The sequence below is a fragment of the Paenibacillus taichungensis genome (assembly GCF_013359905.1).
In the GTDB taxonomy this organism is placed as follows: Bacteria; Bacillota; Bacilli; order Paenibacillales; family Paenibacillaceae; genus Paenibacillus; species Paenibacillus taichungensis.
This window is the reverse complement of record NZ_JABMCC010000115.1, coordinates 458,887-473,596: the sequence shown is the minus strand read 5'-3', so window position 1 is coordinate 473,596 and position 14,710 is coordinate 458,887. Positions and strand designations below refer to the sequence as shown.

At 46.0% G+C, this 14,710-nt stretch carries 11 protein-coding genes; 3 read left to right on the top strand and 8 right to left on the bottom strand.

Annotation, left to right across the window (positions count from 1 at the left end):
• Nucleotides 1-3: 3 nt before the first annotated feature.
• The 5 genes from HP548_RS21350 to HP548_RS21330 form a co-directional block, all read right to left on the bottom strand.
• On the bottom strand, nt 4-966 hold the full coding sequence (locus HP548_RS21350; RefSeq protein ID WP_076288463.1) for an ABC transporter permease: 963 nt from the start codon (nt 964-966) through the stop codon (nt 4-6).
• A gap of 33 nt (nt 967-999) precedes the next feature.
• Nucleotides 1,000-2,568, bottom strand: coding sequence for a type 2 periplasmic-binding domain-containing protein (locus HP548_RS21345; RefSeq protein WP_175382765.1), 1,569 nt, complete (start codon nt 2,566-2,568; stop codon nt 1,000-1,002).
• A gap of 158 nt (nt 2,569-2,726) precedes the next feature.
• The gene (locus HP548_RS21340) at nt 2,727-4,418 is read right to left on the bottom strand and encodes a response regulator (protein ID WP_175382764.1); all 1,692 of its coding nucleotides are present in this window, start codon (nt 4,416-4,418) and stop codon (nt 2,727-2,729) included.
• Between the two features lie 3 nt (nt 4,419-4,421).
• A complete protein-coding gene (locus HP548_RS21335; RefSeq protein ID WP_175382763.1) occupies nt 4,422-6,221 on the bottom strand; it encodes a sensor histidine kinase in 1,800 nt (599 codons plus the stop codon).
• Nucleotides 6,222-6,295: 74 nt separating this feature from the next.
• Nucleotides 6,296-7,150: an AraC family transcriptional regulator gene (locus HP548_RS21330; protein ID WP_076288460.1), complete on the bottom strand. Its 855-nt coding sequence runs from the start codon at nt 7,148-7,150 to the stop codon at nt 6,296-6,298.
• Nucleotides 7,151-7,273: 123 nt separating this feature from the next.
• On the opposite strand from HP548_RS21330, the gene HP548_RS21325 reads away from it, so the two are divergent.
• From HP548_RS21325 to HP548_RS21315, 3 genes are read left to right on the top strand one after another with little or no spacing between them, the layout of a single operon-like run.
• The gene (locus HP548_RS21325; protein WP_175382762.1) at nt 7,274-8,812 is read left to right on the top strand and encodes a sulfatase family protein; all 1,539 of its coding nucleotides are present in this window, start codon (nt 7,274-7,276) and stop codon (nt 8,810-8,812) included.
• The gene (locus HP548_RS21320; protein ID WP_076288458.1) at nt 8,805-9,458 is read left to right on the top strand and encodes a chromate transporter; all 654 of its coding nucleotides are present in this window, start codon (nt 8,805-8,807) and stop codon (nt 9,456-9,458) included. The genes HP548_RS21325 and HP548_RS21320 overlap by 8 nt, the downstream gene beginning before the upstream one ends.
• Before the next feature lie 24 nt (nt 9,459-9,482).
• Nucleotides 9,483-10,013 (top strand): chromate transporter, encoded by a 531-nt coding sequence (locus tag HP548_RS21315; protein ID WP_175382761.1) that lies wholly within the window; start codon nt 9,483-9,485, stop codon nt 10,011-10,013.
• Nucleotides 10,014-10,118: 105 nt separating this feature from the next.
• On the opposite strand, the gene HP548_RS21310 is transcribed toward HP548_RS21315, so the two are convergent.
• From HP548_RS21310 to HP548_RS21300, 3 genes are read right to left on the bottom strand one after another with little or no spacing between them, the layout of a single operon-like run.
• Nucleotides 10,119-11,129 (bottom strand): aldose 1-epimerase, encoded by a 1,011-nt coding sequence (locus HP548_RS21310; RefSeq protein ID WP_343054904.1) that lies wholly within the window; start codon nt 11,127-11,129, stop codon nt 10,119-10,121.
• 12 nt (nt 11,130-11,141) lie between these two features.
• Nucleotides 11,142-12,926 (bottom strand): glycoside hydrolase family 2 protein, encoded by a 1,785-nt coding sequence (locus HP548_RS21305; RefSeq protein WP_175382760.1) that lies wholly within the window; start codon nt 12,924-12,926, stop codon nt 11,142-11,144.
• A gap of 17 nt (nt 12,927-12,943) precedes the next feature.
• Nucleotides 12,944-14,710: a glycoside hydrolase family 2 protein gene (locus HP548_RS21300; protein ID WP_175382759.1), complete on the bottom strand. Its 1,767-nt coding sequence runs from the start codon at nt 14,708-14,710 to the stop codon at nt 12,944-12,946.

Sequence of the window (14,710 nt, the reverse complement as noted above, 5' to 3'; positions counted from 1 at the left end):
CCTTTACCATAAGCTCGTCTCAGACGTCTTGCGCGCAATCCGATTGACCAGTAAAAGTAACAGCAGATTAATGATTGAATTAAAAAGCCCGATAGCAGCTGTATAACTGTATTCTCCCTTGAGAATACCTGTCGTATAGACAAACGTGGAAATGACGTCGCTCGATTCCAGATTGAGATTGTTTTGCATCAACAAAATTTTCTCAAACCCGATGTTCATGAAATGACCGATATCCAATATGAGCAAAATGATGACGACTGGAGCGATGCCGGGCAGCGAAATATGCCAAATGCGCCGCAGCCTTGATGCTCCGTCCATCTTGGCAGCTTCATACAGATGCGGATTCACTCCGCTCAAAGCTGCAATATAGATGATGGATTGCCAGCCCATGTTCTGCCATATATTCGAACTGATAAAAATGGTTTTAAACCAACCTGCTTCCTCAAGAAAACGGATCGGTGTACCTCCGAAAGCCTCGATCAACAGATTGACTGGACCCGTATGAGGCGAGAGAAACACATTCAGTATGCCAACGATAACGACCACTGAAATAAAGTGGGGAATATACGTAATATTTTGCAGCCACTTGCTGAAGGTTTTATTGCGAATTTCGTTAATAATTAGTGCTAGCAGAATCGGAATCGGAAAAGCAATTAATAAGGAGAACAAGTTAATTGATAATGTATTCCATAGAAGTCTCCAGAAATAATAGGAATCAAAGAATCGTTCGAAGTGGCCAAAGCCTTCCCAGCTGCTGCCAAGAATCCCTTTAGCCGGATTGAAGTTTTTGAACGCAATTTGCAGTCCATACAACGGGGCATAATGGAATACCACATACCAAGTGACTGGCAGAAGCAGCATAAGGTACAGGTCCAATCTTTTACCCATTTGCCTTAACACGCCTGAACTCTTTTTTGGATGGCTTCGTGGCATCGTCATCGTTGTATCGGTTTTGACGCTTTTCATAGGCAATTGCTCCTCATCCATGATGTTTCAGCATTATTTCTGCATCTTGTCAAAGGCATCCTGATACAACTTCTCCAGTTCCTCAACTCTCATCTTTTTGAGCGTGGTCTGGAATTGCTCCCACTTGTCAAAACCGATTGCACCCACAATAAATTTTGTACTCTGTTCTTCGTAATATTTATCAATATCATTTCGAAGAATATTGACTTCCTGGGCAGTTTGCTCATCAAACATCGGAGCTGCATAGCGGACTTTTGGCATAAACGGATCGAGCTTTTGCTGCGCCTCCTGCACCTGAGGTGGATTGATAAAGGAAGCCACCTGTTCACTGATCAGATGTGGCGCGCCTCCGCCGGCATAAGGCGTAATTTTGGCCTGGTTACTGATTTCTTTCAAGAAGTCCTCTTTATAGTAAGGAATACCGTCCTTCATCTCGTAATGCTCGCCTTCTCTTCCGAATCGGAGCAGGGTAGAACCCTCGTCACTGTAGAAATAATCAATCCAACGCATTGTGACTTCCGGATATTTATTGACGGATGTAATTGCAAAGGCTCCAAAATCTCTGGCGATTGGTAGAGCCTGACTTTGCAATCGGTCACCTTGCGGACCTTCCAGTGGGGCGATACCGGTATATTGGTCTTTGATCGACAAGAAGTTATTGTTTGTCTGGTCAAAGAAGAAACCTGTATTTCCCGATCCCTGCTTGGCCAGGTATTGCGCTTCTGTGTGTGAAAATATTTCCTGGTCCAGCAGCTTTTCCTTATACAACTTGTTTAAGTACATCAGCATTTCTTTATTCTGGTCACTGCCCATCCAGATACTTACTTTGTCGTTTTCAATATTGATGTTATAGCCAAGCTGTGAATCCAATCCGAATGATCCGCTCATCGCGTTAACCACAGCCAATCCTACACGGGCTGTCATCGGAAGTTCATCCTGTTTGCCGTTTCCATTCGGATCACCATCACGGAAGGCAAGCAACACATTGTACAGTTCTCCGGTGGTCTCCGGCACTTTCAGATTCAGCTTGTCCAGCCACATCTGATTGATCCATTTCTTATCCGTACGCGCCGCACTTAGCGTAACAATACCCGGAATCGTATAAATGTGGCCCTCTGGTGTAGTAATACCCGAGCGAATTTCGGGATATTGTTCCATTAATTTCTTCAAATTCGGAGCATATTCATCGATAAGACCTTCTAGTGGGATCAATTGGCCGGCAGAGCCATAGCGGATGGCTTCAAGTGGGGAAATACCTGAACGGAACAGGGCATCCGGCAGTTCATTCGAAGCGAACAACAGGTTTTTTTTCTCCTGAAAACCATCTGTCTGCGCTTCAATGAATTCCACCTTCACATGGCTTAATTTCTCGTAATCCTGGAAAACCGGCATCTCCTTGAAAGGGCCATTTACGGGTGCAATTCGGGTAAACATCTTGAGATTCACCGGTTCGTCCACAATCGGAAACCCGGTCGTATGAACGTCGTTCTTCGAAACCTCTGGTGAAGCTTCGTTATTGGTTCCACCGGAATTGCATCCAGCCAGCATCAAACTGGAAGCGATCATCATCATGATCATATTTCTTCCCCAGCGTTTGCGCATAAAGTTGTGCCCCCCACAATTCTTTATCACCAACGTAATTTGTAAGCGTTCACGGTTGGTGTGTGCTCATTATAATTCACCGGGCATGGAAGGTAATTACAATAATATGACCCTTTACTCCACATATTTTACGAGTTTAGAGTTCTGCTCTTATCTGCCTAGTTTCCCATGTGCAAAGTCGGGAGTTTCGTTTCGTTCTTCCTTTTTCCTGGATTGCTCAAATACGCTTGTGGTGTTAAACCCGTTATTTCTTTGAATACTTTGAAAAAGTAGTTGTGTGTCGTAAATCCCACTTGCATGCTTATTTCTTTAATCGAGTATCGGCCGCTGTCCAACAGCTTGCACCCTGCATCAATTCGAACCTGATTCACATATTCTGAAAAAGTCCGCTGCGTCTCCTCCTTGAATATTCTGCTTAAGTAGGAGGCATTCAGGCCGATTACGCTTGCCGCAAGCTCCAATGTGACATAACCGGAATACCTCTCCAGAATGAATTGGATCGTCTGCGTGACATGGCGAGAATAGGACCCGATTACACGATGTTGATTCAACAAATGAAACAGGCTGGAGAAAAAGGACTGCAGGCCTTGCTCCAGTTCTCTTATCGTTTTCATGCGCCCAAGCTCGCTTCTTGAAGGCAGATTAGCTACCGCTGGATCTGTAGAAGGCAAGCAGGTCCTCCATGCTTTATCACCCGTTTGCATGAGCTCGCTGACAACCATCTGAACCGTATGTGAATGGATAGGCAGGTAGTCTATCGAAGCAAAAATGGAGGAAATCAATTGATGCACGCCTTGCTTATCAAACCTTTCTATGGATAACAGAAGCTGCTTCTGCTCCTCAATGGTCAGTGAAACTCGCTGACTCTGATCTTTTTCATGTGAACGCTTGTCCGAACATGGAGTTTCATTTTGGAGGGTATGACTACTGAACGTTTTCACAGACGAAGATCCATCGAGTTCGTATTCGGCTGAACAGTAACTGGATGCCAGCTGTGACAGACTGGTGCATATAGGTCCTACTGCGGTTACACTTTGTAAATTCAGGAACAGTTCCAATGCATGCTGAATCTTCCGCAGTTGTCCGTCTACCTCACGCTGCATGATGTGCTCGCTTCGTTCTCTGAAAGAAAACACGATAACAAATCGCCCTTCCTCAACGTACACCGCTGTCCGCTCATGGATATCACCCAGGCTCTGCTGCATCATATCGACGACCTGCTGAACCAGGCCATTGGTCTGCACGTCACTGTAAGACTCTGTCAGCAACAGGAACGGAACAATCTGTAAAGCTGCTGTTGCATATCTGGACGCATGCGGATATAGATTGTCTTTCTGGGAAACGTCTTCAAACCCGTACGTTGTCTTCGTCTGTCTTTTGAGCAAATACAACAAATAATCGCGCATATCCTCGGGACTCACTTTCTCGGCTATGATGCTCTCGGCGACCTGTTTCTCCCGCAACCGATTCTCCTGCTGCATTTCCGATACGGCTTTATTCAGGATGTTGAGTAGTGTTGACTCGTCCAATCGATGCTTAAGCAAATAATCAATGGAGCCATTGTTCAGGCAATCCCGCACATAATCATAATCGTCATAGCTGCTAAGCATAATCGTCTTAACCCCTGGAAAACGTTCCTTGATTGTCCGATTGAGCTCTACACCGCTCATTTCTGGCATATCTACATCAATAATGACAATATGCGGTGGCGACTGCTCAATCATCGTTAAAGCAATTAACCCATTATGCGCCTGACCGCATAATTCAAATCCATAGTCAGCCCAGTCCAATAAGGTCCATAGATTATGGCGTACTAACGGTTCATCATCGACGAGTAGCACCTGAAACATGGCTTATATCACCTCTCGTTTGTTATTTTCCACACTTTTCTCCAGTTTGGGGAGCCGAATTTCAGCTTTAGTGTACACCCCGGGTTCACTGCACAAATGGACGCCATACGAGTCGCCGTACGTGCGAACGATTCGTTCGTGTACATTACGTACACCCATTCCACTAAAACGTGAGGTTTCTCCGTTTGTACCCGTACCTTTCAGTAAATACTCCCGCTGCTCCTCCGTGATCCCCTTTCCGTTGTCCACCACATCAATATGGAGATTGTTTCCTTCTTCATACACCCGTATCAATATAAATCCATCCTGTTCGAGTGGTCCGATTCCATGAATAATTGCATTTTCAACCATGGGCTGCAGCATCAGCTTCAACACCCGACAATCCAGCAATTCGTCATCTTCAATTTCGGTAATCATCCGAATTGGCTTCATATATCTGTACTTCATGATGGAGATGTAGTGCTCAACATATGCCAATTCTTCACGAACCGTAAGGAATTCGCTTGAATTACCGAGGACACTTCGCATGAGCTCAATCAACGATCCCGAGACCGCTTCAATGTTTGGCACTCCGTTCATCCTGGCCAGATACTTGATCGTATTGAGCGAATTGTATAAAAAATGAGGATGGATTTGTGCTTGGAGCGCAGTTAGCTCAGCTTCCCGCTTTTCTTTCTCGCTGACGCGGATTCCTTCGAGCAGATCTTTCAATTCTTCCACCATGCCGTTAAAGACATGGTACAGTTGTCCTGTCTCATCTTCACTGTTAATCTCATTTTTGGGAAGTGTCAGGTTCCCATCCTTAACCAACATCATTAGTGATTTTAGTTTCCGGATATTCAGGGTAATTCGGGAAGAGACTTGAAGAGAAACGATCAGAACAACGACAAACACAATAATGGACACCTCTGCCAGCAGGTTGCGCAGCTTCACCGATTCGGTCAGCAGAGAATCCATCGGAACCAAAGAAATAGTACTCCACCCAGTATAGTCGGATTGACGGCAAACAACGATAAATTCTTTTCCATCAATGTACCGCCTGACTGCTTCACCATCCGTTTTAAATTGCTGATTGATCTCCTTAATTTGCTGATAAGATGGAGTAAGAGGTGAATCAGTTCGGGTTTCATAGATGAATTGATTTCCCTTATCGAGTACATAGATCATGCTATCTGTAGTTGGTCTCACGTCATATGTTTTCTGGATAAACTCATAATTAAGATCCACCATGACAAACCCAATAGTCGCACGGTTATAACGGATTTCCCGACCGATGGTGACGGCATTTGACACCCCTGTCTGCTTGAAATATGCGTGCTTTGATCCATTTTGCAGCATGTAATTCATCATTGGGGTACCCAAGATGGTCCTGTCCAGCCAAGGTCCACCTGAGAAAAAAACTTTCCCGCTCAGGCCCACAACGGCTATCCGTGAAATGTAAGCTTTATAATCGATCAGCGACGATAGAAATTCATCCATCCGCTTCTGCTCCTGAAACCACTCATAGCTGATCTCTTCATTCGGACTGAGCAAAGTGTCAATGACCGTGTTTTTGTTAGTCACCACGACCGTATTCAGCCGATCGATCTCTTCCAGCATTATATTCAATGATTCATCTGCCTGCCTTATGCTGTCCGAAACCGACGTAATGGCATTTTGCGTAATCGTCTCACGCATGCTCATATAAACAATGACCGTAATCAAAATAATGGATACTAGCGTAACGACAATAAAAGCGATAAAAATTTTCCCTTGAATGCTGCGTTTCGGTGAAATCCATCTCTGCAATGTAGAGAGCTTCATTGTGGGAGTCTCCTTTTTCATGATCCATTAAAAAAAGTAAGCGTTCTCCATACTGGACATCGGTATATTCAGGATCAGCTTGAGGTTCTCCGCATCATGATTGGAGGTACTTTATAATAGATTTTGAATGCTCTGGTAAATGAATATAAATTCGGATAACCCAGCGACAAAGCAATTTCCGTAACAGTAGCATCCGTATCCTTTAGAAGCTGTTTGGCCTTATCCATTCGTATTCTCTGCATGAATTTTAACGGAGGCAGTCCAACCTGAGTGGTGAACATGTTGGAGAAATATGAACGATGAACCCCTGCAAAGTCGGCAACCTGCTGCACGGAAATGCCCTCTGTTGCATGCAATTCCATGTAATCCATGCATTCATGAATCCAGCCAGCCAATTCTGTAGGCTGTGCATAGTTGGTGTCTGGAACAATACTGGCTAACAATCCATATACCAACCCATGCAACTCCAGCGATACTGCTGGCTTCCACCGTTCCACACATGCTAATGCATGAATCAGACGTTCCGACGTTTCCTGGACCTGTGGAGAACACATCTGTTTGCCAAACGGACTTTCCGGAGTCAAGCCGGCCAGCTCCAATAAAGGTTTGACTTTAGGCCCATCCAATGCTAGCCAGTTCATTTGCAATGGAGATTCCGAGGCAAGCATGTGATAGTAATAGGTTCTGCCGGGAAACAGACAAAACAGATCATTCTTCTGCAGGTCCACTCGCTTGCCATCAAACTCAAGCCTAATCATACCTTCACGCACAAAATGAAGACTGTAACACTCGATACGTTTGGGGCCAACCCGGTAATTGGATTTGGCTATACTTCGCCCTGCTCGCACTGGCCAGATGTGTTCCTCTTTATCCAAATATCCTGGCTTATAGTAGATGAATTCTGCATACTCATACTCATATTCCTGCATCGTAGAGAGTTCCCTCCTTCTCCTATTTTGTTCGATCATAACAAAATGACAATAAAAATATAACACCGGGCTATTTTGATAACTCGTTTTTTTCAATATCATCTTACTAGGAGGCGATTACACTTGTCGAGAACACCTAACATTTTGCTAATCACTAGTGACCAGCAGCACTGGAACACAATCGGGGCTTTTCAGTCTGAGATTTCCACGCCCAATCTGGACCGGCTTGCCCGGCAAGGAACAACGTTTGATCGGGCTTATTGCCCAAACCCTACCTGCACCCCTAGCCGTGCTTCTATTATTACAGGCATGTACCCCAGTCAGCATGGAGCCTGGACGTTAGGCACAAAACTGCTTGAAGATCGTCATACCGTCGGGGAAAGTTTCCAGGAGGCAGGTTACCGCACTGCCCTAGTAGGTAAAGCACATTTTCAGCCTTTAAAATCTACAGAGGAATACCCGTCGTCTGAAGCGTATCCCATCCTGCAGGATTTGGAGTACTGGAGACATTTCCACGGTCCATTTTACGGCTTTGACCATGTAGAGTTAACACGTAATCATACGAATGAAGCGCATGTCGGTCAGCATTACGCGCTCTGGCTGGAAGAACAGGGATGTACGAACTGGAGGGATTACTTCCTTCCCCCAACTGGGACGATGGACCCTTCCGTAACGTATACGTGGCCCATCCCTGAGAAATATCACTACAACACCTGGATCGCCGAACGAACCAATTCACTTTTGGAGCAATACACCCATGATGATGATCCATTTTTTCTGTGGGCCAGCTTTTTCGACCCGCATCCGGAATATCTGGTACCGGAACCTTGGGATTCCATGTATGACCCCGATGATCTGACGATTCCCTCTATAACACCTGGAGAGCATGATCGTAACCCACCACATTTTCAACTGACCCAGGAGGAGAATCCGAATTTTGAGCATCTGGTTGAAACCGGTTTCGGCATTCACGGTTACCGTTCGCATCATTATTATGAATATGGCGACAAATCCCGGCTAACGAAGTATGACAAGAAAAAACTGGTCGGCGTGTATTACGGAATGATCAGCATGATGGATAAATATATTGGCAAAATTCTCGATAAGCTGGATGAGTTGGGTATTGCAGACGATACGATCGTCGTTTTCACAACCGATCATGGTCATTTCTTTGGACAGCATGGTCTTCAGGCCAAGGGTGGATTCCATTACGAAGATCTTATCAAAATCCCATTTATCGTAAGATATCCTGGTGAGGTGCCTGCTGCGAAAAAATCAAATGCCATACAATCGCTGGTCGATCTGGCTCCTACCTTCTTGTCTCTTTGCAACATTGCAATTCCGCATGCCATGACGGGCATCGATCAGAAGAAAGTGTGGATGGGCGCCAAGGAAGCCGTTCGTAATCATGCTCTCTGCGAATTTCGACACGAACCCACGACGATTCATCAAAAAACATATGTCGAACAGCGGTATAAAATCACCGTCTATTACAATCAGACCTATGGTGAACTTTTCGATCTTGAACAGGATCCTGATGAACGTTTTAACTTGTGGAATGAACCTGAGTACACCGAGCTCAAGTCTGAGCTTCTGCTCAAATATATCTGGGCTGAGCTTGGCAAGGAGTCCATGCCGATGCCTCGAATTCATCATGCGTGATGGAAAGGATAAGGGTAGCATTAAGAACCTGAACGAACAATTTATGTTACTGATCCAGCTTTTTTGGACTTTCTTTTGCATCGGTCCTTCCACCTTTGGAGGCGGATATGCGATGCTGCCAATTATTGAACGCGAAGTGGTGAACAAGAAAAAATGGATGCAAGAGGACGAGATCGGTGAGCTTATATCGCTTGCCGGCTCGGCTCCCGGAGGAGTTGGCGTCAATGCCGCTGCGATGATCGGACATCGCCAGGCAGGAATTGCGGGAGCTGTATCTGCCGTCATCGGCGTGACATGTCCCACGTTTTTGATTGTGATCCTGATCAGCGTGTTCGCCATCCTATTTCGTAACCAACCCAAAGTTGAAGCTGCTTTAAAAGGAATGAACGGTGGCATTATTGCATTAATTAGCATGGCAGCTTATCGGACGGCCAGATATTCTATCTTAGATACAACAACAGCAATAGCTGCCATTGTGACCGTAGCCGTGCTGTTGTTTGCAGGAATCCATCCCCTCTATCTTATTATTTCGGGATTGATATGCGGCATGGCCGTGATTCGGATCAAAAAACGACTGGGCCTTCAAGTGAAAATGGAGAAGAAGTCTGTAACAGGCAGCTATCCGGAACTGGAATATTACATTTAAGTAAGACGAATCGGAGCGATTGAGATGTACTGGGACCTGTTCATGATGTTTATACGTGTAGGCCTCGTTTCATTTGGTGGCGGTTACGCCGTTATTCCGATCATTCAACACGAGGTAACGGAAAAAGGATGGCTCACAAGCGCTGAATTCCAACAAACCGTAGCACTGGCCGGTATGGCGCCCGGCTCGATTGCAACCAATGCCGCAACGTTGATTGGCTATCGGACGGCAGGTTATATCGGAGCCGCTGTCTCTACTGCAGGTATGATTTTGCCTTCACTCGTCGTAATTGTGCTACTCTCCGCCTTATTTTATCGGGTGCACGACAACTCATGGGTAAAGTCCTCTTTATATGGCTTGCGCCCTGTAACGACGGGACTCATTATCTATGCTGCCATTCATTTTGGATATCCAACTGAAGAGGCAGGTATAAGCTGGGTATGGATCGCGACACTACTTATTAGCGGAGTTTGTTTGTTTCTCCTGCTCAAGTACAAGCTTCATCCCCTTCTGATTCTCAGTGTGGCTGGAGCAGCAGGCATTATCTTATTTTAAATTCAGTGTGGCGACGACAGACTGAATTCACTGCATTCATTGGTTTTTAAAAGGAGCAGCGATCACAGCATTAGCTGTCCTGGCTGCTCCCCTTCATCTTTATTTTTACGAATGACGCAGATACAATCTGCTCGTTTCCTCCCAGATTTCTCCCGGATGCAGACTAAATAATCCAGCTTCCTCGGCCTGCATATCCAGATTTGGTGCATTCACAAGATTGATCTGCGGTTCGGGACAGAAAAAACCTTCTTCCGCATTATTGTTCCAGATCATCCATTGTTTATATGAAGTTCCCACATCGTAAACCAATGTCATTCCATCCTTCGTATCCTGAAGCTCCATCCGGTTTCTCCCGTTTTGCGGTACAGCAGTGTAGTGATTATCCATTTCTGCAAAGAACGGATATACCCCGGAGTCACGCATCTGCTCTTCCTCCTGAATCAAGGGCTGAAAACAGGTCGTTGGCAGCATACGTTGATTCAATTCCCATCTGTCTCCAATGGTCAACTTGAGCTTGTAATCACGAGCCGATCCTCCCGGATTAAAGGGAGCGTTAATTGAGGTATGAAAAGCGATCAGGCACGGCATACTCGAGCTTCCATGATTGCGAATGCGGACATGCTGCATGAGTCCATCACTGCTCAGCGAGTAACGTAATGTAATACTGAATTGAAAAGGAAAGCATACGTATATCGGATGAGTTTCATCAACAGTTATGGACACCGAGACATGGCTTTCATTCTCGGTATGTCCATACTCATCCACAACCCAGGGCCTATTATACAAAAATCCATGCAAATGATTGCCTGTGGTTTCCTCATTGACCGGAAACTGAAGCGTCTGCCCGTTCCAGGCAAACCGCCCGTCCTCATAGCGATTTGGCGGAAACAGAACGGGGATCCCGTGAATCATGGGTCTTGCCTTGAATGAATCCATCTCTTCTGATGACGGTTCATGAAGGAAGCGAAGCCCCCGCTCAAGATCACGATAAGCGACAAGATTACCACCGATCTCCGGCAGCATAACAGCCTCACTGGAACCAAAGCGAAGGTAAATGGCCTTTTCCCCTTGAAAATCGCCTTCCCAGGATCTACTTGTCTCCTTTGTATTCAACACGTATTCCCCTCCTTATTCGCCGGCCGACGATGGATAATGTCCTTCAATAATTGCCCGAATCTGTTCCATCGGCATCTTGGGCTGTCGGTCATACGTCAGCAGACCGTTAATTTCCTGTTCCACGTCCGTCAGCTGGGTGTAACAAAATCCTTCTACTACTGGAGAATCCAATAGTGGCTGTACTACGGCATGCAATCGCTGTGCAAAATCTTCGTCATTTTCCGCTCCGGAGTAACCCCAGCCTTCCCAGTCACTTTTCTTATACCCGATTCCACCGAATTCGGTAATTAAAACGGGCTGTCCTTCATAACGATAGTTACCCACGCTAAGCTTTCGACTGCCCGGAAGGGCTTTTACCGCATTTTCACGAGTGCGGTAGCGTTCCTCCAGAACCTCTCTTCTCCATTCATAATCATGGATGTTATACAAGTCGGTCTGAACCATCTCCCAGCCATCATTGGAAATGACCGGACGGGTAGAATCCAGTGACTTGGTCAAATAATACATCGACAAGGCATGATACTGCTGTTCCTTGCTGGTCAGGATGTTCGGAACACCCCAGCTTTCATTAAGAGGTACCCAGACCACAACACATGGATGGTTGTAGTCCCTTTCCAGTGCCTCCTGCCATTCCCTTGTTATCTGGGCGACGTATTGATCCGAGAAATCGTACGCATTCGCCATCTCTCCCCACACCAGCAGTCCCAGCTTATCACACCAGTACAGATATCTCGGATCTTCAATCTTCTGGTGTTTTCTGGCGCCGTTAAACCCCAGTTCCTTCGTTAATTCCACATCACGCCGGATGGCCTCGTCACTCGGTGGAGTCAGATTTCCATCCGGGAAATACCCTTGATCCAGAACAAGCTTCATATAATAAGGTCGGTTATTCAGAAACAGCTTACCTTGTTCAATAGAGATTTTGCGCATGCCGAAATAGCTATCTACCTCATCGACAGGCACACCATCCACCAATACAGTGAAATGAATGTCATACAGATTGGGCTGCTCTGGTGACCACAGCCTGCCAAGGCCATGCTCGTTAAAGGTGTGGAGCCCGATGGTACGGGTCTCTGTCCTGCCGCTAATCCGATATTCATCCTCAGACAGCTGCTCTCCTTGATAGGCAATTTGTACACGGAGCCTGACATCCTGTGCGTGCCAATCCCTTGGTTCTGTTTGCTCCCTCTGAAGATGAGCAGTAACTTCGATCTCGTTGCGATCAACATCGGGAGTCAGGCGCACCTTCTGCAGATGAACGGGTGCGACAGCTTCGAGCCACACCGATTGCCATATTCCAGTTGTTCGGGTATAGAAAATTTGGGCAGATTGCTCCTGCCAGAACTGCTTCCCGCGCGGTAATGTTACATCCCTGCTATAATCTATCGCTTGTACGGTCAGCGTATTGTTTCCTTCCAGCAGAGCATCCGTAATGTCGGCATGAAAAGGGGTGTGTCCCCCTTCATGCCGTACCACAAGCTGTCCATTGACCCAGACAGAGGCTTCATAATCCACGGCTCCGAAGTGCAGCAGCAGACGTTTGCCAGTGAAGCTCTCCGGAATGTCAAAGGTTCGTTTGTACCATACATTATCGTGGAATTCCTGATCTGCAATGCCACTAAGTTGACTTTGAAAAGCAAATGGCACTTGGATTCGGCGGCTGAATGCTTGCTTGCCCTCACTCCATTTTTCCGAACGTCCCTTGTTACCATCATCGAATTCAAATTCCCATTCCCCATTCAAACTCAGCCAATCTTTACGTACAAATTGTGGCCTTGGATAATCCTGTCGCAGCATGATGTTCAGCTCTCCTGTCACCCCAGATTAATTTTACGGATCACTTCCAGTGGCACTTTCGGTTTACGGTCTTCCGTCAACAGACCATTAATCTCCTGCTGCACATCGGTGACCTGTGTATAACAATAGCCCGAGATATAGGGAATGGCTTTGATCGCTTCGGTGATGGAACGGAAACGTTCAATAAAGGCTTCAACCGAGTCCACCTGATTGCCATAACCCCAGCCTTTATCCGATTGGAAAGCAATACCGCCGAATTCACTGATGATAATGGGTTGTCCTTTATAGTGGTAACCTTCAGCAAATGCAAACTTCCATCGATTGGAAGCAATCTTGTTATTTACGATCAAGTCCTTATCCTGATACCGTTCCAGAAAGGCTTCTCCCGTCTCCACATAATCATGGATTGTCAAAATATCCGATACCGTATGCTCCCATCCGTCGTTGGTAATGACCGGACGATACGGATCAATGGCTTTGGTGAGATGGTAAATGGATTGCGTGAATTGCTGCTGCCTTACCTCGTGACCAATCGTCGGTATTCCCCACGATTCATTAAATGGCACCCAGGTAATGATGCTGGGATGATTGTATTGCTGAGGTACAATTTCAAGCCATTCTTTGGTGAATCGGCTCACTGCCTCATCATTAAACTCGAAGGTTGCTGCCATCTCAGACCAGACCAACATGCCTTTTACATCACACCAATACAAAAAGCGTGGATCTTCCAGTTTCATATGTTTACGGATTCCGTTATATCCCATCTCGGCAATTTTATCGATATCCTCAATCAGCGCTTCCACTGAAGGTGGGGTCAAATGGCTCTCTGTCCAATAGCCCTGATCCAGAATCATTCTTTGGTACAACGGAGCATTGTTCAGTAGAATCTGCCCATTTTCAATCGATATTTTACGCATACCAAAATAGGAATGAACCCGATCAATTTCTTTCTCATCTTCATACATCACAAACTCGATATCGTACAGGTTCGGTGAGCCCGGTGACCATAACGACTGTTTCCACGGACCGCCTGCTTCATGTTTGACACTAGCTTCCACGGTCATCCAGGGTCTGTCTGGAGATAGGCTAATAGTTTGCACATGCTGACCCTTCAGCTCAATCCGTGTCTCCAAACGCAAGTTGTTCTTGCCTTCAATCCCATTCAATTGAAAGTCCACACGAATCATATGACGATCGATATCCGGTGTCATCTTAACTGCTTCAACCCTTGCTTCACTCACATGCTCCAGCCAGACACTTTTCCATATCCCGGTACTTTGCACATAAAAACATTCAAAATTGTCATCCACCCAGCGTTGTTTCCCCCGAGGCTGCATCGCGCTCTGACTGTCTTCTACTTCAAGCACAATGTTATTCTCCGAACCGTAAGTGACATAAGGGGTAATGTCGAATGAAAACGCTGCGTACCCTCCTTCATGTTCACCAACAACCGTTCCGTTCACCCAACATTTTGCGTGATAATCCACTCCCTGAAAATGCAGAATGCTCCGTTTCCCTTTTGCTTCCTGGGGAATCTGAACACTTCTGCGGTACCAGACCAGAGGATGAAATGTCTCGATTCCGATACCGCTCGCTGGGGTCTCATACGTGAAGGGAACCTTGATTTTCGTCCCTTCCGGAAACTGATTCTGGTCGTACCACTGCTCGCTTTCACCCACCTGATTGTCATCAAAACTAAAATCCCATTCTCCATTCAAATCCAACCACTCATTGCGTACAAATTGCGGCCTTGGATAATCCTTGTTGTAAAATTTAGTTGTCAT

Bases quoted from the DNA above. Each gene is read 5' to 3' on its own strand.
- HP548_RS21350 (WP_076288463.1), bottom strand. From the start codon at position 966: ATGAAAAGCGTCAAAACCGATACAACGATGACGATGCCACGAAGCCAT.
- HP548_RS21345 (WP_175382765.1), bottom strand. From the start codon at position 2,568: ATGCGCAAACGCTGGGGAAGAAATATGATCATGATGATGATCGCTTCC.
- HP548_RS21340 (WP_175382764.1), bottom strand. From the start codon at position 4,418: ATGTTTCAGGTGCTACTCGTCGATGATGAACCGTTAGTACGCCATAAT.
- HP548_RS21335 (WP_175382763.1), bottom strand. From the start codon at position 6,221: ATGAAGCTCTCTACATTGCAGAGATGGATTTCACCGAAACGCAGCATT.
- HP548_RS21330 (WP_076288460.1), bottom strand. From the start codon at position 7,150: ATGCAGGAATATGAGTATGAGTATGCAGAATTCATCTACTATAAGCCA.
- HP548_RS21320 (WP_076288458.1), top strand. From the start codon at position 8,805: ATGCGTGATGGAAAGGATAAGGGTAGCATTAAGAACCTGAACGAACAA.
- HP548_RS21315 (WP_175382761.1), top strand. From the start codon at position 9,483: ATGTACTGGGACCTGTTCATGATGTTTATACGTGTAGGCCTCGTTTCA.
- HP548_RS21305 (WP_175382760.1), bottom strand. From the start codon at position 12,926: ATGCTGCGACAGGATTATCCAAGGCCACAATTTGTACGTAAAGATTGG.
- HP548_RS21300 (WP_175382759.1), bottom strand. From the start codon at position 14,710: ATGACAACTAAATTTTACAACAAGGATTATCCAAGGCCGCAATTTGTA.